Annotated in this window: 20 protein-coding genes, 1 pseudogene and 1 other annotated feature; all 21 genes and pseudogenes read left to right on the top strand. The window is 40.2% G+C overall.

Annotated elements, in window-relative coordinates; all coding sequences use genetic code 11:
- Positions 1-682: ABC transporter ATP-binding protein (locus RTK36_RS03810; RefSeq protein WP_312044515.1), on the top strand; the 682-nt coding region annotated here is incomplete at its 5' end.
- Positions 683-967: 285 nt separating this feature from the next.
- Positions 968-1,231 carry a sporulation protein YqfC gene (yqfC, locus tag RTK36_RS03805; protein ID WP_312044513.1) on the top strand — a complete coding sequence of 88 codons (264 nt, stop codon included), beginning with the start codon at positions 968-970 and terminating at the stop codon, positions 1,229-1,231.
- Positions 1,232-1,244: 13 nt separating this feature from the next.
- Positions 1,245-2,486, top strand: a complete 1,242-nt coding sequence (locus RTK36_RS03800) for a sporulation protein YqfD (protein ID WP_312044512.1) — start codon at positions 1,245-1,247, stop codon at positions 2,484-2,486.
- Positions 2,449-3,450, top strand: coding sequence for a PhoH family protein (locus tag RTK36_RS03795; RefSeq protein ID WP_312044511.1), 1,002 nt, complete (start codon positions 2,449-2,451; stop codon positions 3,448-3,450). Before RTK36_RS03800 ends, RTK36_RS03795 begins: the two co-directional genes overlap by 38 nt.
- Positions 3,419-5,539, top strand: a complete 2,121-nt coding sequence (locus RTK36_RS03790; RefSeq protein ID WP_312044509.1) for an HD family phosphohydrolase — start codon at positions 3,419-3,421, stop codon at positions 5,537-5,539. The genes RTK36_RS03795 and RTK36_RS03790 overlap by 32 nt, the downstream gene beginning before the upstream one ends.
- Complete coding sequence (ybeY, locus tag RTK36_RS03785) at positions 5,523-5,993, top strand: rRNA maturation RNase YbeY (RefSeq protein ID WP_312044507.1); 471 nt, start codon at positions 5,523-5,525, stop codon at positions 5,991-5,993. Before RTK36_RS03790 ends, ybeY begins: the two co-directional genes overlap by 17 nt.
- A gap of 13 nt (positions 5,994-6,006) precedes the next feature.
- The gene (cdd, locus tag RTK36_RS03780) at positions 6,007-6,399 is read left to right on the top strand and encodes a cytidine deaminase (protein WP_312044505.1); all 393 of its coding nucleotides are present in this window, start codon (positions 6,007-6,009) and stop codon (positions 6,397-6,399) included.
- A 13-nt stretch (positions 6,400-6,412) separates the two neighbouring features.
- A complete protein-coding gene (locus RTK36_RS03775) occupies positions 6,413-6,979 on the top strand; it encodes a uracil-DNA glycosylase (protein ID WP_312044503.1) in 567 nt (188 codons plus the stop codon).
- Positions 6,980-7,371: 392 nt separating this feature from the next.
- Positions 7,372-7,827 carry a hypothetical protein gene (locus RTK36_RS03770; protein ID WP_312044501.1) on the top strand — a complete coding sequence of 152 codons (456 nt, stop codon included), beginning with the start codon at positions 7,372-7,374 and terminating at the stop codon, positions 7,825-7,827.
- Positions 7,824-8,726: a GTPase Era gene (era, locus tag RTK36_RS03765; protein ID WP_312044499.1), complete on the top strand. Its 903-nt coding sequence runs from the start codon at positions 7,824-7,826 to the stop codon at positions 8,724-8,726. Before RTK36_RS03770 ends, era begins: the two co-directional genes overlap by 4 nt.
- A 100-nt stretch (positions 8,727-8,826) precedes the next feature.
- Positions 8,827-8,976, top strand: a complete 150-nt coding sequence (locus RTK36_RS03760) for a hypothetical protein (RefSeq protein WP_312044497.1) — start codon at positions 8,827-8,829, stop codon at positions 8,974-8,976.
- A 280-nt stretch (positions 8,977-9,256) separates the two neighbouring features.
- Complete coding sequence (recO, locus tag RTK36_RS03755; RefSeq protein WP_312044495.1) at positions 9,257-9,985, top strand: DNA repair protein RecO; 729 nt, start codon at positions 9,257-9,259, stop codon at positions 9,983-9,985.
- 58 nt (positions 9,986-10,043) lie between these two features.
- Positions 10,044-10,222 (top strand) — a binding site (T-box leader).
- A 79-nt stretch (positions 10,223-10,301) separates the two neighbouring features.
- Complete coding sequence (locus RTK36_RS03750) at positions 10,302-11,690, top strand: glycine--tRNA ligase (RefSeq protein WP_312044493.1); 1,389 nt, start codon at positions 10,302-10,304, stop codon at positions 11,688-11,690.
- A 683-nt stretch (positions 11,691-12,373) separates the two neighbouring features.
- Positions 12,374-15,016 carry a pyruvate, phosphate dikinase gene (ppdK, locus tag RTK36_RS03745; protein WP_312044491.1) on the top strand — a complete coding sequence of 881 codons (2,643 nt, stop codon included), beginning with the start codon at positions 12,374-12,376 and terminating at the stop codon, positions 15,014-15,016.
- A gap of 1,046 nt (positions 15,017-16,062) precedes the next feature.
- Positions 16,063-16,431 (top strand): flagellar basal body rod protein FlgB, encoded by a 369-nt coding sequence (gene flgB, locus RTK36_RS03740; RefSeq protein ID WP_312044489.1) that lies wholly within the window; start codon positions 16,063-16,065, stop codon positions 16,429-16,431.
- 19 nt (positions 16,432-16,450) lie between these two features.
- Positions 16,451-16,894, top strand: a complete 444-nt coding sequence (gene flgC, locus RTK36_RS03735) for a flagellar basal body rod protein FlgC (protein WP_312044487.1) — start codon at positions 16,451-16,453, stop codon at positions 16,892-16,894.
- A 17-nt stretch (positions 16,895-16,911) separates the two neighbouring features.
- On the top strand, positions 16,912-17,214 hold the full coding sequence (fliE, locus tag RTK36_RS03730) for a flagellar hook-basal body complex protein FliE (protein WP_312044485.1): 303 nt from the start codon (positions 16,912-16,914) through the stop codon (positions 17,212-17,214).
- A gap of 71 nt (positions 17,215-17,285) precedes the next feature.
- Positions 17,286-18,881 (top strand): flagellar basal-body MS-ring/collar protein FliF, encoded by a 1,596-nt coding sequence (fliF, locus tag RTK36_RS03725; protein ID WP_312044483.1) that lies wholly within the window; start codon positions 17,286-17,288, stop codon positions 18,879-18,881.
- 2 nt (positions 18,882-18,883) lie between these two features.
- A complete protein-coding gene (gene fliG / locus RTK36_RS03720; protein WP_256148761.1) occupies positions 18,884-19,894 on the top strand; it encodes a flagellar motor switch protein FliG in 1,011 nt (336 codons plus the stop codon).
- The gene (locus RTK36_RS03715; protein ID WP_312044481.1) at positions 19,878-20,756 is read left to right on the top strand and encodes a FliH/SctL family protein; all 879 of its coding nucleotides are present in this window, start codon (positions 19,878-19,880) and stop codon (positions 20,754-20,756) included. Before fliG ends, RTK36_RS03715 begins: the two co-directional genes overlap by 17 nt.
- Positions 20,749-20,993 (top strand): annotated as a pseudogene (gene fliI, locus RTK36_RS03710) (flagellum-specific ATP synthase FliI); the annotation flags it as partial. The gene RTK36_RS03715 and the pseudogene fliI, both read left to right, overlap by 8 nt.

Genomic DNA, 20,993 nt, shown 5'->3' with positions numbered 1-20,993 from the left:
TGGTGGTAATGGCGCCGGGAAATCCACTATGTTAAATGCCATTTCCGGTGTATGGCCAATTGACAGTGGTGAAATTATAATTGATGGGGTGAATGTGACGAAGCTTCCTGAGCATAAGCGGGCATTGTATTTGGGTCGTGTGTTTCAAGATCCCATGACAGGGACGGCGGCGGATATGGAAATTGAGGAGAACCTTGCTTTAGCTTACCGCAGAGGTCAATCCAGGGGTTTGCGGTGGGGGATTACCCAAAAGGAGAGAGGAGAATACAAGGAGCTTTTAAAAACCTTGGATTTGGGATTGGAAACGCGCCTCAGGGCAAAGGTTGGTTTGCTTTCCGGAGGGCAGAGACAGGCACTAACGTTATTGATGGCAACGCTGAAAAAACCCAAGCTGCTTTTATTGGATGAGCATACGGCGGCTTTGGATCCAAAGACAGCAGCAAAGGTTTTGGAGCTTTCTGACCGCATTATTGGGGAGCATGGTTTAACTGCCCTGATGGTTACCCATAACATGAAGGATGCCATTGCCCATGGAAATCGTTTGATTATGATGAGCGATGGACGCATTATTTTGGATATTAAAGGCGAGGAGAAAAAGAAACTGACTGTGGAGGATTTATTGCAGAAATTCTCTGTGGCAAGCGGCAGTGAGTTTGTAAGTGACAGAGCGCTGTTAGGCTAATCACACAAAATGGTTGTAATTTCTTGACTAGAAGAACAATCATTTATGGCATGGTAAGGGCTTGGAACAAAGAGAACCAAAGTAATTGATAAAGCACGATTTCTTTCAAAAAGAGGTCGTGCTTCTTTTTTTGAAAAAAACAATTTTTCATTAAAATTTGTTGTGCAAAGGAGGATAATTTATATAACGGATGATATGAGAAGCCATGCAACATTGATAGACAAGGTATTTCTTGGCGTTTTCCCGCATAATGTAAACAAACGGTTTTTCGGATGGTGATAGTATATGGATTTACGAAGGGGCGTGTCTGAGGCTTTAGACTTGCCAAAGGAAATCATGCTGGATTTACCGTTGATTTCCTTAATGGGTCGAGAGGAAATCACGATTGAAAATCATAAAGGAATATTGACTTACGGAGAGGAGAGCATTCGCATTGGCACAAAGGCGGGCACTTTATGTATCCGAGGGCAAGATTTGGGGCTGAAGCAACTAACCACAGATGTATTGGTGATTACGGGGAAGGTGGTTGCTTTGGAATTTTTGACCTGATGGGGTGAGGATTTTGTTTCTGGCATTATGGTATTATTTCCGTGGATATGTTATCATAAAAGTAAACGGTTTTGCCGCAGAGCGGTTTATGAATATGCTTTCCTACCGTGGAGTATATTTATGGGATGTGGAAACCAAAGGCGCTGGGGTGCTTATAAAGGCACCTATGGGAAGTTTGGATACCCTTTCCATGTGTGCGGAAAAAACCGGATGTAGGCTTGAGGTTCAAGGATATGGTGGGTTTCCTGCAAAAGCTCGACGCTTTCATGGGCGACAGGTTTTGACAGCGGGGATACTGCTGTTTGCCATTGGGCTATATTTTCTTTCATCCTTTATTTGGGTTATTAAAGTTGAGGGGAATGAAAGAGTAGCTAAGGAAGATATCCTGACCTATTGTCAGGAGTTGGGGCTGAAGCCTGCTGCGTGGAAGAGAGGAATCAGCACCGAAAAAATAACAAAAGACATATTAATTCAGTTTCCGGATATTTCTTGGGTCAGTGTAGGTATTAAGGGCACGGACGTAACCATTAAGGTGGCGGAAACCATTCAAAAGGCTGAAGTGGTGGATAAGGAAACACCTTGCGATATCATTGCAAATACAGATGGTGTCATATTAAAAATCACTGCGGAAAGAGGAACGCCCAAGGTGAAAGAGGGCGATTTGGTGAAAAAAGGAGATGTCTTAATCTCATCTGAGGTTTTAATTGGGCTGGAAGGTGAGGAACAGCATACAGAATATGTGGCTGCTGAGGGTGTGGTTACGGCTAAAATTTGGCAGCAACTAACGGAGGAACTGCCTCTTTCCTATGACGAAAAGGTATATACAGGAAGTACAAAAACCAATCATGTTTTAAGTTTTTTTGGCCAGGATGCAGACTTTATTCGTCCATCTTTGGGTGATACTGAAGCTGATGTTGATGTGCTTTTTCAAAAAGATTTAGCTTTGGGTGATTTTAAAATACCTATTTCTTTAAAAAAAGAGCAATATAATCTATATACCCTTGAAAAAAGAAGTCGCACGGTTGACGAAGCGAAGACAGAACTTGAGGAGATACTGAGAAAAAAGACAGAGCAAAGTGTCAGTGTATATGGTAAAATAGAAAAAATTGATGTGAAATACAATGAGTATACCGATTGTGTTCGGGCAACGGGGCAAGCGGAATTGACAGAGAGAATTGATGAAAAACGAAACGCAGAGAAAGGGCGGGATGCCGTAGATGGCACAGACGGAACGAACGATACAAATGGACAATAGGGCGATGCTGTCTGTTTTTGGACAGTTTGATGCAAATATAAGAAAAATAGAAAAAGAATGGAACGTTAAGATTGTAAACCGCGGAGATGATGTGAAAATCAGCGGAGAAGAAGAAAATGTGCATAAAGCTTGGAGTGTAATGAATTCCCTTGGGGCTTTGGCAAGAAAAGGCGAAGAGATTACCGATCAAAATTTAAATTATTTTATTACAGCTGCTGATGAAATGAATTTAGAAGAGGTGGAAAAGGTCTATAACGATTTGGTTTGCATCACTGCAAATGGAAGACCTTTAAAACCAAAGACCTTAGGCCAGAAAAAATATGTGGATTTAATAAAAAATAATACTGTGGTGTTTGGCGTGGGACCTGCGGGAACGGGCAAGACATATCTTGCTATGGCCATGGCAATCACTGCATTTAAAAATAACGAGGTCAGCAGAATCATATTGACCCGCCCTGCCATTGAAGCGGGAGAAAAGTTAGGTTTTTTACCAGGAGATTTACAGCAAAAAGTAGATCCTTATTTAAGGCCCCTTTATGACGCTCTTTATGAAATTATGGGTTCAGAAAATTTTTTGAAAAATATGGAGCGGGGACTCATTGAAGTTGCCCCTTTAGCATATATGCGTGGTCGTACCCTGGATAATGCGTTTATTGTTTTGGATGAGGCACAAAATACAACGCCAGAGCAGATGAAGATGTTTTTAACACGTATTGGATATGGCTCCAAAGCCGTAATTACTGGGGATCTGACCCAGATAGACCTAACCGAAGGGAAACGTTCGGGGCTGATGGAAGCAACCAAAATTTTAACAGGTATTGATGGAATTGGTATGATAACATTGACCAATAAAGACGTGGTGCGGCATCCATTGGTACAAAAAATCATTCTGGCATATGAGAAACTGGAGACCAAGAAGCGGAGTGATCTGGATGGAAAAAAAGACAAAAGAGGTAGATATTAAGCGATATCCCCAGTGGGTTTTGCTGGGAGTTGCTTTCGTATTGACTGTGCTTTGCATTGGCATGAGTCACTATGGGAAATACGAAGAAATCGTTCAAGTTGGGGATGTGGCAATAAAACGATATGTTGCCCCTCGGGATACGGTGGATGAGGTCACGACAAACAAGCTGCAAACAGCAGCGGCAAACAGTGTTGGACCAATTTACAAAAATGATATCACAGTTGAGGCAAATAGCACCAAGCAAGTCAATGATGTTTTTCAAGAACTTAATGAAGTAATACTGGCAATGAAGGATGGGGATGACTTTTATCAAAAGGTAAAGGAGGCATCCCTAAAGCTGCCTGTGGTGCTAAGCAATCGGCAATTGGCAGCGTATCAGGCAATGCCCCTGTCAAACCGCATTCTATTTGCTGAGGACTGTGTTGGAGTACTCAACCAGATTTACAGCGGAGGCCTATCGGCGGATGAACTGGAGCATGCCAAAGAGAAGGTAAGGGACGGGGTTGGTGCAACCCCTTGGAGTGAAGATTTAAAGGGGATGGCATATTCGATTGTCTCCACAGCGCTAGATCCAAACTTAGTTCTGGATGAAGAGGCCATGGATGCCATTAAAGAGCAAAAGCGCAATGAGGTAAGCGAAGTTCTCATTCGTAAAAATCAGAAAATTGTGGATGAAGGAGAAATCATAACCCAAGATATTTACGATAGACTGGTTGCATTAAAACTGATTGGAGATTCTCAACATGGTGACAGCCTTCTGCCCTTTTTGGGAAGTTGTTCCATTGTGATATTGCTTTTTGGCGCTGTAGGGCTTTTCTTTTTCTGGAATAAAGGAGCTGCCATTTTAAAAAAGAATGAAATCAGAATGTTGTTTAGTGTATATGTCCTTATGATTCTTCTTTGCAAGGCTATGGCGTTATTGCACTATTACTCCTTAATTCCATTATCCTTGTTTGCAATGCTTATTAGCATTTTAATCGGCCGGCGTATGGCACTTTTGATGAATTGCTTTTTTTCCATCATTGCCTGCATGATTGTCAGCGGGGATGTAGAATTTTTATCCTATGTTTTAATCAGTGGTTCTTTTGGTGCGTTGCTGATTCAAAAGACTGAAAAGCGTACATTAGTTGTGCCTGTTGCATTAGGTATGGCGGTGGTGAGTCTGGTAACAATGCTTTCAGTAGGTCTTTTTTTCAGAGATGGTTATACAACCCAGCTTATCATAGCTTCCGCTTTTGGTGCTTTGGTGGGATTGATTTCCGTTGTTGTAGTTGTGGGAAGTTTACCTTTTTGGGAGAGTGTATTTGAAGCAAATACGCCTTTGCGTCTTTTGGAATTGACCAATCCCAACAATGAGCTTTTACGTAAGCTGATGATTGAAGCGCCAGGTACATATCACCATAGTCTGATTGTGGCAAATTTGGCGGAGACGGCAGTTTATGAAATTGGTGGAAATACGGCTTTGGCTAGAGCAGGAGCATACTATCATGATGTAGGAAAGTTGAAATATCCCATGTTTTTTGCTGAAAACCAAACAGGCCATAACCCCCATGATGATATTGAACCAAAATCCAGTGCCCGCATCATTACCCAGCATACTAAGGCTGGTGTGGAGATGGGAATGGAATTTGGTCTGCCTAAGGTTATTTTAGATATTATGAAAGAACACCACGGAACAACGGTGGTGAAATATTTTTATTTTAAGGCATTAAAGGTTTACGGGTCTGAACATGTAAATGAAGGGGATTATCGCTATGATGGGCCCATTCCTAAAAGCAGAGAATCCGCAGTGGTGATGCTTGCAGATACAGTGGAGGCGGCTGTTCGTGCTATGCTGGGCAGCGGAAAGACCTTGGAGGAAGTTGAAGGAGCCATTTATGGTCTGATTAAGGACAAGCTGGATGACGGACAATTAAACCGTAGTGGCTTAGCCATTCATGAATTGGCTAAAATACAAAAAGCCTTTTTTAAGGTTTTCCACGGCATGTATCATGAGAGAGTCAGCTACCCGAAAAAGGAAGAAATCGAAGCGGCATCCCATAAGACCGAGCTGGGAAAAGAGGAGAAAGATAGTGACAATTTTGATTGATAATCGAACGGAGGAGGCTTTTTCCTTAGAGCTTTCTCAAACGATAGAAAAAATAATCGCAGATGCTTTGACTTATGAGGGGTTTCAAAAGCCCTGTGAGGTCAGTGTATCCATTGTGGATAATGAAGAGATTCATCAAATTAACAAGCAGTTTCGGGATATTGACCGTGCCACTGACGTTTTGAGTTTCCCTCTTTTGACGTTTGAAGAGGGGGAAATGCCCGATTTAAATGAAAAAGATGAGGTGCTTTTGGGGGATATTATTATATCCTTAGAGCGTGCCCGTGAGCAAGCGGAAGAATACGGACATTCTTTAAAAAGAGAAATTGCTTTTTTGACCGCTCATAGTATGCTTCACCTATTGGGTTATGACCATATGGAGGAAGAGGAAGAAAAGGAAATGTTTGAAAAACAGAGGGAAATATTGAATAAGGCAGGAATACCAAGAGAATAAGGAGATGATTTTTATGGAAAATCAGGAACTGGTTTTATTGGCAAAGGAAGCGATGGAAAAGGCCTATGCGCCTTATTCAAAATTTAAAGTTGGTGCAGCGTTATTGGCGAAGAACGGTAAGGTTTTTCTTGGTTGTAATGTGGAAAATGCATCCTATGGTGCTACCATTTGTGCAGAAAGAACGGCTATAACAAAAGCAATTTCTGAGGGTGTGAAGGAATTTGATAAAATAGCCATTGTTGCTAGCTCTGGAGATTATGCGGCACCTTGCGGCATTTGCAGGCAGGTATTATATGAATTTTTGCCTGAAGGAGAAGTGATTTTGGATAGCGACCGTGAAGGCATGAAAGTAATGAGTCTCAAGGAATTATTGCCTATGGGCTTTCGTGGTGAGGACATAAAGTAAGCGAGGGAGAGCTATGGCTCAAAAGAGTTGGGAGACGTTAGAGGGTGCTTGTTTTAACTGCAAAAAATGCAGGCTGTGGGAACTACGCAGTCATGTGGTGATTGGCAAGGGTAACCCTAAGGCGGATATTATGTTTATCGGGGAGGGTCCTGGTCAGCAGGAGGATTTGCAGGGACAACCCTTCGTTGGACCTGCGGGACAGCTTTTAGATAGAATGCTGGCAAGCGTTGGACTTTCCTTGGAGAATGTATATATTACTAACATTGTGAAATGCCGCCCACCGGGGAACCGAGATCCTTATGATGATGAGAAAGATGCCTGTTTAAATTATTTAAGATATCAATTAAAATTAATTGAACCGAAAATCATTGTTTGCCTAGGCAGAATTGCAGCAACAACAATCCTTGACCCTAGTTTTCGCATCACTCGCCAAAGGGGGATATGGTTCCCTAAAATGGGGTATGACTTTATTGCAACCTATCATCCCTCGGCACTTTTACGGGATGAAGAGAAAAAACGCCCTGCTTGGGAGGATATGAAGGCAATCCGAAAAAAATGGGACGAGCTGAGGGACTGCTAGAAGCGAATGATAATTAAAAAGCTGAGCTTCATGCTAGCCATATGCAAAATAAGTTCAAAAGGGCGAAAAAGCATAAATAGGCATGATTGCAAAGCTATGTTTGTACTGTTTACTTGTGAAAAACCCTTTATCCGTATATAATAAAACGGAGAAAAGACAAAAATATTAGAATATGTTCGTTCTTATTTTTCATAAGGGTAAAGGCATAAATTAGGTTATACTCTTTAAGCCACAACGCTCATGAAGCCTGGGAATGACCGGCTTTTGGGGAGCGAAAGGATTCCCCCTACTGGATTTAAGACGTTCCAAGAACTATAATGTTTTCAGATATTTGTGGGATTTTCCCGATGACTTTTTTGTAATTGATTTGTTTTGAAATAGGAGGAATAAAAATGGATGCATTAAGAGAAAAATTTGCCCATGTGGATTTGAAACCGAACGCTAAGACCATGGAAGAAGTGGTGGCGTATATTGAGGAAAATTGGAAAGCACAGCGTGTTAAAATTAAGGAAAGTGAATATGTGATTCATTATAAAAATGCGTTGGAATTTATGCGTCAAATGGGGAAAAGCACAGAGGGCGTTCAGGAAGAAATCAGAAGATATGCTTTGCCCAATAAAATTTGTGTTGTATTAGGCATGCAATCTGAGTATATGACTGCGGAAGCGGGCATGAAATTTTATCAGGCTTTAACCCTGATTAAAGGTTTAACCCAAGAGGATATTGAAACTAAAAATGACCGTTGGTTGCAATACATGATTTTGTTGGACATGCAGAAGGATTGGGACGTGAAAGAAGCAGAATATAAAGCATACATTGCAGCAGAAAACGCGGAGGGACAAGCATGAAAAAATTCCATTCCGGCTTTGTAACACTAATTGGCAGACCCAATGTTGGGAAATCCACATTGATGAATTGCCTTATCGGGGAAAAAATCGCCATTACCTCCCATAAACCTCAGACAACACGTAATAAAATCACTAGTATCTTAACCAAAGAAGATTTTCAGTGTGTATTCTTGGATACACCAGGCATCCATAAGCCTAAGCATAAGCTGGGTGAATTTATGGTGCGTTCTGCAGAGAATACCTTTAACGAAGTGGATTTGGTTTTAATGCTTATCGAACCCACGGAAAAGGTAGTAGAGATGGATCAGTATGTAATCGACCGCTTGGAGAACGTAAAGACCCCGGTGGTTTTGGTTATTAATAAAATTGATACCATCGAAAGAGAGAAGCTTTTACAGGTAATTGAAGCTTACCGTAAGCTGTATTCTTTTATAGAAGTTGTTCCCATTTCCGCCATGAAGGGCAGCAATACCGATGCGTTAATGGATGTGATTAAGAAATATTTGCCAGAAGGTCCTCAATATTTTCCCGAGGATATGGTTACCGATCAGCCTGAGCGTCAAATTGCTTCTGAAATTGTTCGCGAGAAGGCTTTGTATTTGCTTCAAGATGAAATTCCCCATGGAATTGCTGTGGAAATTATGTCTATGAAAAAACGAGAAGGACAAAATATGGTAGATGTGGAAGCAACCATTTATTGCGAAAAAGATTCCCACAAGGGGATTATTATTGGTAAGCAGGGAGCTATGTTGAAAAAAATCGGCTCGTTAGCGAGAAGAGATATGGAGCGATTGTTGGGCTCACCAATTTATTTGGAGCTTTGGGTAAAAGTAAAAAAGGATTGGCGGGACAGTGACTTTTTACTGAAAAATTTTGGATATGATAAACGAAATGTCTGATAGAATCAATAACCCTTTCTGATTTGGAGCTGTTGGTATTAATTTACCTGTATGCTTTCGTTATAGCTCCATAACATAATGAAAGAAAGGGGACGGTTTTATGGACGAGCGGAATAAAAAGGCATACTGGCAAAAGTTTGTTCAAACAGGTCAGATCGAAGATTATTTGCGTTACAAATCCGATTTGGGAGATAGACCAAATCCCCGACGGAGGATCGCCGATAGCTCAAAAAATAAAAATTTTTATTAAGTATATAAGAACTTAAGACCGTGGGTTTCACCCACACCCACTTGCTTTTTGAAAAAAGCAAGAGCAAAATCTTTCGTCGCCCCCTTCTGCATGGGGGGTGAATTAATATAACAGTAAAAATGTAATTTTGGGTTATAAAAATTTAGGTCAAGCCTTTTCAAAACGGCACTGCCTAAGATAGGGCAGGGGGCAAAGCCGACTTTTGCGAAGCAAAGGTGATGATCAGCTTAAAGGGTTTGGGATAGCGTTCTGAGGTCTTATAAGAAAAAGAGGGAAAAAAGTGGGGGTTGTTCATTTTAGAGGTGTTGTAATTCAGGAAAACCAAGTGGGTGAGAGTGGCAAACGGATTTTGGTTTTGGCTAAGGGCATTGGGCGGGTTATGCTCAATGCCCGTGGTGCAAAAAACACCAAAAGCAAGCTGCTTTCTGGCACACAGCTTTTTGCCTATTGCGATTTTTTTGTCTACGAGGGGAAAGGCTTTTATTCTTTGACCCAAGCAGATTTGCTTGAAAGCTTTTATGACATACGAATGGATATGGATCGTCTTGCAGAAGCTGTTTATTTGACGGAACTGGTGGAGCGGACTTGTCCAGCCGGTATAGAGCAGGATGAGACCTTAAAACTCCTGCTATATGCCTTAACAATGCTGGAGAAAAGCCAAGTAGAACCAAGGCTTATTTCCCGCATTTTTGAAGTGAAATATGCCCAGCTTTCCGGTGTATTGTCCGATGAGGGATGTATGGTTTGCAGCAAGGACAATGAACCTTTATTTTTTAATGAAGCGGCAGGGGAATTCCTTTGTAAAGACCATTGTATTGGCGGAGAAATACCCCTTCTTGGGGCTGTGCAAAAGGCAATCTCATTTATTGGCGAACGGGAAGGAAAGCAAATTTTTGCCTTTACTCTTTCTGAGGAGGCAATGACCCAGTTGGACACTATTTTGCGACGCTATTTGGAGGTACATATGGGGGTGCGGCTTAAAAGCCGAGAATTTAGCAAAGAACTGTAGTTTCCAAAATAGGTATTGACAGAAATGCGTTAAAGTGTTAGCATAATGGCTAAATTGAATAACTGCAATGAAAAAGAGGAGTATCCGTGGTATGTTTTCAGAGAGTCTTCGGTGGGTGAAAAGAAGACAGCAGAGTACGGTGAAGGGCACTTTGGAGCAGGACTTCACAAGAGTGGATTTACGCTTTGCGTAGATCAATAAGGGTGGAACCGCGGAAGATAAACTTTCGTCCCTTGCTTTTATAGCGAGGGAGGGAAGTTTTTTTATTGCCTTTCCTCGGTAAAACTTATCGAACTTTTTTGAAGGAGGAATTATTATGACAGAGAAAACCATGGAAAAGGTAGTTGCATTAGCAAAAAACAGGGGCTTCGTTTACCCCGGTTCTGAAATTTACGGCGGTTTGGCAAACACTTGGGATTACGGCCCCATTGGTGTTGAGCTGAAAAACAACGTGAAAAAGGCTTGGTGGAAGAAATTTATTCAAGAAAGTCCATTTAATGTTGGTGTTGATTGCGCAATCTTGATGAACCCTCAAACTTGGGTGGCTTCCGGTCATGTTGGCGGTTTTAGCGACCCTTTGATGGATTGTAAGGAATGTAAGGAACGTTTCCGTGCAGATAAATTGATTGAGGATTATATTTCCCAGCACAATATGCCTGAGGCGGCAGTTGATGGCTGGAGCAATGATGAAATGAAACACTTTATTGACGAACATCAGGTTGCATGCCCTTCCTGCGGTAGCCATAACTTTACAGATATTCGCCAGTTTAACTTAATGTTTAAAACCTTTCAGGGTGTTACTGAAGATGCAAAAAATGTGGTTTATCTTCGTCCTGAAACTGCCCAGGGTATTTTCGTAAACTTTAAAAATGTACAGCGTACCAGCAGAAAGAAATTACCTTTTGGTATTGGTCAGATCGGTAAGTCCTTTCGTAACGAAATTACACCAGGTAACTTTACCTTCCGTACCAGAGAATTTGAGCAGATGGAGTTGGAATTCTTCTGTGAACCTGGCTCTGATTTACAGTGGTTTGAGTATTGGAGAAGCTTCTGCAAGGATTGGTTATTGAAGTTGAATATGCAAGTTGACAGCATCCGTTTGCGTGATCACGAGCAGGAAGAATTGAGCCATTATAGTAATGCAACAACAGACATTGAGTTTAAGTTCCCCTTCGGTTGGGGCGAGCTTTGGGGTATTGCCGACAGAACCAATTTTGACTTAAAATGCCATCAAGAGGTTAGTGGTCAGGATATGACCTATTACGATCAGGAAAAGAATGAAAAATATATCCCTTACTGCATCGAGCCTTCCTTAGGTGCAGACCGTGTGACTTTAGCGTTTTTATGCGAGGCATATGATGAGGAAGAGGTTAGCGAAGGCGATGTAAGAACAGTATTACGCTTCCATCCTGCCCTTGCGCCGGTTAAGGCTGCTGTTTTCCCTCTTTCCAAAAAACTGAGTGAAAAGGCTACAGAAGTTTTTGCAATGCTTTCCAAGGATTTTAACTGCGAATTTGATGAATCCGGTTCCATCGGTAAGCGTTACCGCAGACAGGACGAAATAGGTACACCATTCTGTATTACCTATGACTTTGAATCCGAAGAAGATCAGAGTGTTACTGTACGTGACAGAGACACTATGGAACAGGTTAGAATGCCTATTGCGCAGTTGAACGCTTATTTGAAAGAAAAAATGGAGTTTTAAGATACAAAAACCTTACAAAACACTTGGGGCTTCGCCAAACAATGGAGAAAATGGAAATAACTATAGTTTTTGATTGTATCAGATACTTTAGCTTAACCCTAAAATTGCTCTTTGGGTAGATGTGAGTAAGCAGACTGCAGTAAGTAGTCCTCTTTGCACGGTGTTGATTTTATTTCTCTACACGGGCTATTAAAGAAAACACAGCTAATTTTATAAAAGTACCAATTTTCTTTTGTTTTTGCCTAACGTTTTAGCCATAATTTTTTGTCAATGATAATGATATCTTACAAAAATGAATGAAGTTTTTTGTTGCACAATGAGTAAAAGTGCTGTATACTTATCACTTGTATATAAAAGAGCTTAAACGATAATATCTAAGAGCAAAAATTTTAATGGGACATATTACGTCCCATAATGCAATATGCTGACCAACTTCCTTGGTCAGCATATTTTTTTTGGCAACATGAAGTAAAAACTGTTATAAAATTTTAAAAATTACTGCATAATCACAATGGCATGGTTTTATTTTAGTGCAATAGCGTAGAATGCGTAGCTGCCTCTTCGGAATATCGTTGTGATTTTTCGGGGGAAATGGTATAATTCAGTTAAGATCAGTTTTTCAAAAAATTCCAGAATTAAAATTCCACGTCTGACATCCAGATGGAAAACAGGAGGTAATGTGTATGAGCAAGAAGTATGTTTACATGTTCAGCGAAGGCAACGCATCCATGAAAAACCTTTTAGGAGGAAAGGGTGCAAACCTCGCAGAAATGACAATGTTAGGTCTGCCGATTCCCCAGGGCTTTACCATTTCAACAGAAGCCTGCACAGATTATAACGAAGGTGGTAAGAAACTGACTGAAGAAATGATTGCCCAGATTGATGTGGCATTAAGCAAGCTTGAAGAGATCGCAGGCAAAAAGCTGGGCGATCCTGAAAACCCCCTTCTGGTTTCCGTACGTTCCGGTGCGAGAGCATCTATGCCGGGTATGATGGATACAGTTTTGAACCTTGGTTTGAATGATGTTTCCGTTGAAAGTTTGGCAAAGAAGACAGGAAATCCCAGATTTGCCTATGATTCTTACAGAAGATTTATCATGATGTTTGCAGACGTTGTAATTGGTGTTTCCAAATCTAAGTTTGAAAGAAAGCTGGATGAATATAAGGAAGAAGCAGGCGTGCGTTATGATACAGAGCTGACAGCAGAAGACCTGAAAAAGGTGACTGCAATGTTCAAACAGATTTATTTGGATGATCAAGGTAAGGAGTTCCCTCAGAATCCAAAGGAGCAGTTACTTGAAGCTGCAATGGCAGTGTTCCGTAGTTGGGATAACCCTCGTGCCTTTGTATACAGAAGAATGAATGATATTCCTTATAGCTGGGGAACAGCGGTAAACGTACAGATGATGGTATTTGGCAATATGGGTGATACCTCAGGTACTGGTGTTGCTTTTACAAGAAATGCAGCAACTGGCGAAAAAGCCATGTTGGGCGAATACTTAGTAAACGCGCAGGGTGAAGATGTTGTTGCAGGTGTTCGTACACCCAACCCCATTGCCAAGCTGGCAGATGATATGCCTGAAGTTTACACACAGTTCATGGAAATTGCTAACAAATTAGAAAATCACTATAAAGATATGCAGGACATGGAATTTACTGTGGAAGAAGGCAAGCTTTACTTCCTACAAACAAGAAATGGTAAGAGAACTGCCAATGCCGCTCTTCGTATTGCAGTTGATATGGTAAATGAAGGTCTCATTACCAAGGAAGAGGCGTTAATGAAGGTTGAGCCTAAGCAGTTGGATCAGATTTTGCATCCCGCTTTTGATCAGAAGGCATTAAAAGCAGCAAAGCCCCTTGGAAAAGGTCTGCCTGCATCCCCCGGTGCGGCGGCAGGTAAGGTTTGCTTTACCGCAGAGGATGCAAAAAATCAGGCTGAGGGCGGCAACAGAGTAATTCTGGTTCGTTTGGAAACCTCTCCCGAGGACATTGAAGGTATGGCAGTAGCTCAGGGCATCCTGACAGTACGTGGCGGTATGACCTCTCATGCGGCAGTAGTAGCCCGTGGTATGGGTACTTGCTGTGTATCTGGCTGTGAAGATATTAAAATGAATGAAGAAGCAAAGACCTTCTCTTTGGGTGGTAGAACATTCAAGGAAGGCGATTATGTTTCTTTGGATGGTTCCACCGGTAACATTTACGGCGAGGATATCCCTACTGTTGACCCCGAAATTAGCGGTGATTTTGCAAAATTTATGGCTTGGGCGGATGAAAAGAGATCCCTTAAAGTTAGAACCAATGCAGATACACCTCATGATGCTCAAATAGCCATTGATTTTGGTGCAGAAGGCATTGGCTTGACTAGAACAGAGCATATGTTCTTTGAAGGTGATAGAATCATGAAGTTCAGAAAGATGATTCTTTCTGATACCATTGAGGAAAGAGTTGCGGCATTAAAGGGGATTGAACCTTTCCAGAAAGAGGATTTCAAGGGCATTTACAAGGCAATGCAGGAAAGACCTGTTACAATCCGTCTGCTGGATCCTCCTCTTCATGAGTTCATGCCAAATACAGAAGAGGAATTTGCGATTTTAGCAAAAGAAACAGGTAAAACTGTGGAAGAGCTTAAAGTGAAAGCAAAAGGTTTGCACGAATTAAACCCTATGATGGGTCATAGAGGTTGTCGTTTGGCAGTAAGCTACCCTGAAATTGCCGAAATGCAGACAAGAGCAATCATTGAAGCTGCAATTGAGGTTTCTGTTGAATTGGGTATCAATATTAAGCCTGAAATTATGATTCCTTTGATTGGTGAAATTAAGGAACTAAAATATGTGAAAAATATTGTTGTTGAAACTGCAAAGACAGTTATGGATGCAAAGGGCAGGGAACTGGATTATCTGGTTGGTACTATGATTGAAATTCCCAGAGCAGCATTGACTGCAGACGAAATTGCCACAGAAGCTGAGTTTTTCTCCTTTGGTACCAATGACTTGACACAGATGACCTATGGATTATCCCGTGATGATGCAGGTAAAATTTTAGCGGATTATATTGATAAGAATATTTATGAATGTGATCCAACAGCAAGATTGGATAGAACCGGTGTTGGTATGTTGATGAAATGGGCAGTTGAGAAGGCGTTGCCTGTTCGCCCTGACATTCATTTGGGAATCTGCGGTGAGCACGGTGGTGACCCTTCCTCTGTTGAGTTCTGCCACTTGATTGGTCTGGATTATGTATCCTGCTCACCTTTCCGTGTACCTATCGCAAGATTGGCGGCGGCACAGGCGCAGATTAACTACCCCAGAGAAACAAGAAAGCACTAATTATTGGATGATTTAGTATTCTGTTTATGATTAGAATGCATATGTTTAGATTGGTGTAGCCAGGTGGAGATGGTTTTCGATGGACGATTTCCGGAAGGAGCATCAGCAAAATAAATTAAATGATGTAAAAATTGGAGGGCAAAGGCTTTAGTGGCTTTTGCCCTTACTTATATTCTTATGGGTGAAGACCTCATATGGAAGTAGAAATCAGAGTTCACCTTGGAAATCCATGAGAATCCATGAGAATCTAAAATATTAACTCTCAACTGAATTATTTTATCCATAACCATAGTTTATATTTATACGTTATATTTGCCATATTTGTATTTAATAAGATAAAAAAATGCAATAAAACTTAATTTAATAAAAATAACAACTGGTACAACAAGCAAGTTTTATTTTTGTGCCGGTTATTTTTATGCCTTATAAGTATGCAAAAGTGAATCAAGAAAATAAAAGTTACAATATTAAATTATAAACGGAAATTTTCTATAGAATTCGAAGAAATGATGTCAACAAAGCGAAGTAAACATTCAGTTTTAAATCATAATAAAACAACACGAAACATGAATAAAATACATAAATAGTGTTGAACTAAAAAACCATTTTGTAACTTTGTAATAAAATGCATTTTATTGGTATATTTTGCTGGTAGAAAGATTAAATTTTGTCATTTAATATAAAAATTGGGTGATAAATGTTGATTTTTACGAAGGACTTCTCTATAATAAAATATATGAAAATTTAAGAAGTTATGGTTTAAGTACGAATCCTATACCTAGAAAGAATATTTTTCATTATAGGTGTAAATTTGTACTTTTGTATTATTTTTACATTTATAAATATTGATGTATAAAATTCAATGCGAAAAAGCCCGTTTTTATCTAGTGTAATTCGTTTTATGATTGAAAAGTTGAATAATTAAAAATGGGAATTGCTCAGAGAACAAAGAAAAAGACTGATGCGAAAAGGATTATGTAAAACAAGAATGAATATTTTGCTTATCAAATTTAGCAAGAGAATGACACAAAGAGAGGTGCGCAACATTGTTTAATAATTCAGTATTAATGTCACAAAAAATGGCTGATTATTTATGGCAGAAAGAACAGGTTACTTTAAATAACATTGCCAATGTTTCTACTCCGGGTTACAAAACACAATATGTAACTTTTCAAGATGAATTAAAAAGTAAATTGGATTTTTATAATCAAGCAGGTGCAAGTAAGAAGAGAGAGGCTATTGAAGGGACTTCCTATCGTGTGCATACAAAGGCAGATGAATCTAGCCGATTAGATGGCAATAATGTGAATATGGATGTTGAACAGGTTGAACTTGCCAGTTCTTATATTCAATTCCAAATGGCAATCAATGATATTAACGGTGAGTTTAACAGGCTTCGCAGTGCGATGAAGTGAAAATTGGGAGGTATTTTAAGTGGCTTTCTTAAATGCTATGAATATTAGCGCATCCGGGTTAACAGCCCAAAGGGCAAGACTTGATGTGATTTCGGAAAATATTTCAAATGTGAATACAACGAGAACAGAGGGCGGAGAGCCTTATCGCAGACGAACGGTAGTATTTGAACCAAGGGGCAAAAGCAGTTTTCAAGAAATTTTCAGCAAAACCTCTCGTGGGGTGGCTTCCAATCAGCGGGGGGTTATTGTGAGTGAAATTAAAGAAGATGAAAGTCCTCTGAAATCCGTTTATGACCCAACCCATCCTGATGCAGATGAGAATGGGTATGTTATGATGCCTAATGTTGACCTTTTAAAGGAAACTCTGGATGGCATGGAAGCATCAAGAGTTTATGATGCAAATGTTACGGCTTTCAATGCAATAAAAGCGATGGCGTCTAAAGGGCTTGAGGTTGGCAAGTAAAGAGTGGAGGTTAATATATGTCTATAACACCGATTAATAAATTGGAGCCAATGCAATTTTTGAATCAATTAAATGCAGATAACAAAACGAAGAACACGCAAACTGATTTCAGAAATATTTTTTCGGAAGCGGTATCGAACGTGGTTGATAGCGAAACGGATTTGGCAAGGGAACAGTATTTATTTGCCACGGGGCAGTCTGAAGATACCCATTCTTTGGGAATTGCATCTAGCAAGGCGCAAATTTCCGTGGATTTATTGGTAACCCTTAGAAATAAAGCACTGGAATCTTACAATGAACTTATGAGAATTAATCTCTGATATTTACGGTACAGAGGCATCAAAATGTTGCCTTGAGGGGAAGAATATAGAATAGTAAGAGGGGTACAGCTTTGAATGAAAAAGTGAAAGAATTGCTTGAAAAAGGCAAGCAGTTTTTGGGAAAAATAAACCCAAAAGTCAGAAAATGGATTTTAATCGGGGGATTGGTGGTAATCCTATTTTCTGTAGGAATTGCTTTTTTTCTGAATAACAAGCCTTACGAGACTCTTTTCAGCGGGTTAAACCAGCAAGAAGCCAGCGAAATTATGGAGAAGTTGCAAGGCTTGAGCGTTGATTATAAATATGGCAATGATGGTGTAATTTATGTCCCGAAGGATCAAGAAGAAAAACTAAAGGCGCAGCTTGTTTACGAAGGATACCCAAAGAGTGGTTTTACATATGATGTATTTAAAAATAACATCGGAATGACAACCACAGATTTTGAAAAAAACAGCTATCTTTTGTTTGAATTGCAAAACCGGATGGGTGCTACCATTCGTTTGTTCCAAGGGGTGAAGGATGCAAAGGTAACCATTGCTTTGGCAGAGGATCAAAAATATGTTTTAAATGACAATAGCGTACAAAAGGCTCAGGCTTCTGTTGTTGTGATTATGAACGATGGCGGTTCTCCTACTAGTGAACAGGTGAAGGGAATTCAAAGATTAGTGGCCAAAAGCATACCTTCCATGGAAATGGCAGATGTGGTGGTTTTAGACGGCAACGGAAATGATGTTTCACCAACGGGAGATAGTATTGACGGCGGTGCAAACAAGTTAAAGCTTGAATTTGAAAAGCACATGGATGATTCCATTCGTGCAAAAATACTGAACGTTTTGGCACCTATTTATGGTTCTGATAACGTTAAGGTTTCTGTAAGAACAACCGTTGACGTTGATAAAAAAATTCAGGAAATTATTAATCATGCAACACCAACAGAGGGTGCTGAAAAAGGCATTCCTGGCAAGGAATCCACCGGAGTTGAGATGGTGAAGGATGGAACGGCGGCAGGAGGGGTTCCTGGAACCGACTCCAATGCGGAAGTACCTACCTATTCTCAGGCAAAGGCGGATGGCTCTGAAACCTATTATAAACAGGAAAATAACATTGATTATTTAGTAAATCAGCTGAAAGAGCAAGTTCAGATTGACTCGGGCAGCATTAAGGATATTTCTGTATCGATTACCATTAACAGTGAATCGCTGGGCAATATCTCTCAAAGAGAGTTAAAGGGATTGATTGGAAATGCAGCAGGTATCGAAAAGGCAAATCAGGACGATAAAATAGCCATTGTTGCTGCACCGTTTTTTGGTAGCAAGGAAGCTCCTGTAACCCCGGATACGTTGGGAAGGAATAATTGGATTATAATTGGAGCAATTGCGTCAGGTGTATTTTTAATTATCTTGGTTACAATTCTTGTAATCATGAGCAGAAGAAGAAAGAAAAAGAAATTGATGGGCGCTACAGATATACCCTCAAAGCCCAGTATTTCTCCTGATGCATACTTGAAACAGATGAAACAGAAGCAACAAGAAGATGCTGAAAATAAAATACTGAATCTGTCCAATGAGAAAGGTTTAGAGTTGAAAAATAAGGTGCGGGAGCTTGCCGGAGAGAATCCGGAAATTTCAGCGCAGCTTATTAGAAACTGGTTAAAAGGGGGAGAATAAAGGTGGCGAAGGATAATGCGATTACGCCGGAACAAAAGGCTGCTGCTGTAGTTATCTCCCTTGGAGCAGAAAAAGCGGCGCAGGTTTATAAATATTTAACAGAGGATGAAGTACAAAGATTGACCATTGAAGTGGCGAAACTGGGCTTTTTACCCGCAGAAACTACGGAAGGCATTTTGGATGAATTTTATAAAAACTGCATGCTTCATAAGGTTGTTACAGAGGGTGGCATTGATTATGCCAGAAGTGTTTTAGAGAAAGCCTTTGGTGAGGATGTAGCCCATGCGTTATTGGGTAAGGTGGAGAAAACCTTAAAAAGCAAGGTGTTCTCTTTCCTTAGTAAATATGACGATTTGTCTATTTTCTCCATATTAAACAATGAAAGACCTCAAACAATTGCTTTGGTACTTTCCTATATGGATTCTGGCAGAGCGGCAAATATTATTGCAGGCTTGCCTGAGCAAAGAAAAATCAGCGTAGTAGAGGCTATTGCAAAAATGGATAGCGCTGCCCCAGAGGCAATGAAAATTGTTGAGCAGGAGATTGAGAAAAAGCTTTCTTCCGTAATGACTACAGACTATACCAAAATTGGTGGTATTGATTATATTGCCGAAGTTATGAACTATGTGGACAGAGGCGATGAAAAATATATCTTTGATGAGCTTAGCAAGAAAGACGTTGAGCTTGTTGAGGAAATTCGCAAGAAAATGTTTGTATTTGAAGATATCGTTGGTATGGACAATCTGTCTATTCAAAGAGTTATTCGTGAGGTTGATCAAAAAGACCTTGTTTATGCACTTAAGGGTGCCCAAGGCGAGGTTGCAAATGTTATGTTTGCAAATATGTCCGCTCGTATGACAGAAACCATTAAATCTGAACTTGAAATTACAACGAATGTGCGTGTGAAAGATGTTGAGGATGCACAGCAGAGAATTGTTGCTGTGGTCAGAAAGCTTGAGGATGCAGGTCAGATTGTAATTTCTAAGGGCGGAAAGGATGATATTATTGCATAATGAGAAATCCACAATAAACTCCTTTCAGTTTGACCAGTTTGGTAATGATTTTCAGGAAGTTGATTCTTCGCACAAACAAGGAGATGATATTGTACTACCCAGTTTTGAGAAAGAGTTTATAGAGCAAACAATTGAAGATGATGAAATGAAAGAGGCTGAAGTTGAGAGTTGTGACAAATCTGAGGATAGCTCTATTCTTTTAGAGGAACTGGCAAAAAGAGAAGCACAGCTTCAGAAAAAAGAGAAAAGAATTATAGAAGAAGCCAACCAACAGGCAGAAGAAATCATAAAACAAGCCCAGCACGAGGCAGAAAGAATCAAAGAAAATGTTTTTGAGATTGCATCCCAAGAAGGCTATCAGGATGGTTACCAAAAGGCATATCAAGAGCATAAAGCAAAAATGGATGAGGAAACTGCCATTTTTCTTCTTCAATTAAGGGATTTGACTCAGGCCTTTGAATCAGAAAAGGCTCAGCTTATTTCTCAAAATATTGATGAACTAAAGGAGCTGGCCATTTCCATTGCAGAGAAGGTAATACAGATTAGCCTAAAAACCAGCGGGGAGATCATTAAAAAGATGATTATAACCGCAACGAACAAAATGAAGTTGAAAGAATGGGCGAAAATATATATTTCTAAAAATGATTCAGCTTTAATCGTTGAGTCAAACGCAGATTTGTTGGATGCCATTTCTCATTTGTCAGAGCATATTAAAATTGTGGTAATGGAGGACTCTGCACCTGGAACTTGTATTATTGAGCTGCCGGATCAAATTATTGATGCCAGTGCCAGTACCCAAATTGAGAATATCAGGGCGATTATGAAGAGCGCCGGAAAGCTCGGAGGGAATGATATTGTTTAACGAATTGGTTGATGTCATAAAACGTACCAATACCATAAGCCATATTGGGAAAATTGAAAATATTGTGGGTATGGCCATTGAAGCCTCCGGAAGAAAAGCCAGCATTGGTGAAATCAGTATGATTTATAACGAAAGCGAGAAAAGGCAGATAATGGCAGAGACTGTTGGCTTTCGGGATGATCGTATTTTGCTGATGCCTTATGAAAGCATGAAAGGGGTTTCTGCGGGAACTTTTGT

The organism is Anaerotignum sp. (assembly GCF_031981185.1).
Classification (GTDB): domain Bacteria; phylum Bacillota; class Clostridia; order Lachnospirales; family Anaerotignaceae; genus Chakrabartyella.
The sequence above is the reverse complement of the archived record's forward strand: the minus strand, read 5'-3'. Positions and strand labels throughout refer to the sequence as shown.

Excerpts from the sequence above, each read along its gene's own strand:
- RTK36_RS03770 (WP_312044501.1), top strand. The coding sequence starts at position 7,372 with ATGGATGCATTAAGAGAAAAATTTGCCCATGTGGATTTGAAACCGAAC.
- yqfC (WP_312044513.1), top strand. The coding sequence starts at position 968 with ATGGATTTACGAAGGGGCGTGTCTGAGGCTTTAGACTTGCCAAAGGAA.
- RTK36_RS03750 (WP_312044493.1), top strand. The coding sequence starts at position 10,302 with ATGACAGAGAAAACCATGGAAAAGGTAGTTGCATTAGCAAAAAACAGG.
- RTK36_RS03795 (WP_312044511.1), top strand. The coding sequence starts at position 2,449 with ATGGCACAGACGGAACGAACGATACAAATGGACAATAGGGCGATGCTG.
- fliE (WP_312044485.1), top strand. The coding sequence starts at position 16,912 with ATGTCTATAACACCGATTAATAAATTGGAGCCAATGCAATTTTTGAAT.
- era (WP_312044499.1), top strand. The coding sequence starts at position 7,824 with ATGAAAAAATTCCATTCCGGCTTTGTAACACTAATTGGCAGACCCAAT.
- RTK36_RS03760 (WP_312044497.1), top strand. The coding sequence starts at position 8,827 with ATGGACGAGCGGAATAAAAAGGCATACTGGCAAAAGTTTGTTCAAACA.
- ppdK (WP_312044491.1), top strand. The coding sequence starts at position 12,374 with ATGAGCAAGAAGTATGTTTACATGTTCAGCGAAGGCAACGCATCCATG.
- RTK36_RS03715 (WP_312044481.1), top strand. The coding sequence starts at position 19,878 with ATGATATTATTGCATAATGAGAAATCCACAATAAACTCCTTTCAGTTT.
- RTK36_RS03790 (WP_312044509.1), top strand. The coding sequence starts at position 3,419 with ATGGAAAAAAAGACAAAAGAGGTAGATATTAAGCGATATCCCCAGTGG.
- cdd (WP_312044505.1), top strand. The coding sequence starts at position 6,007 with ATGGAAAATCAGGAACTGGTTTTATTGGCAAAGGAAGCGATGGAAAAG.
- RTK36_RS03775 (WP_312044503.1), top strand. The coding sequence starts at position 6,413 with ATGGCTCAAAAGAGTTGGGAGACGTTAGAGGGTGCTTGTTTTAACTGC.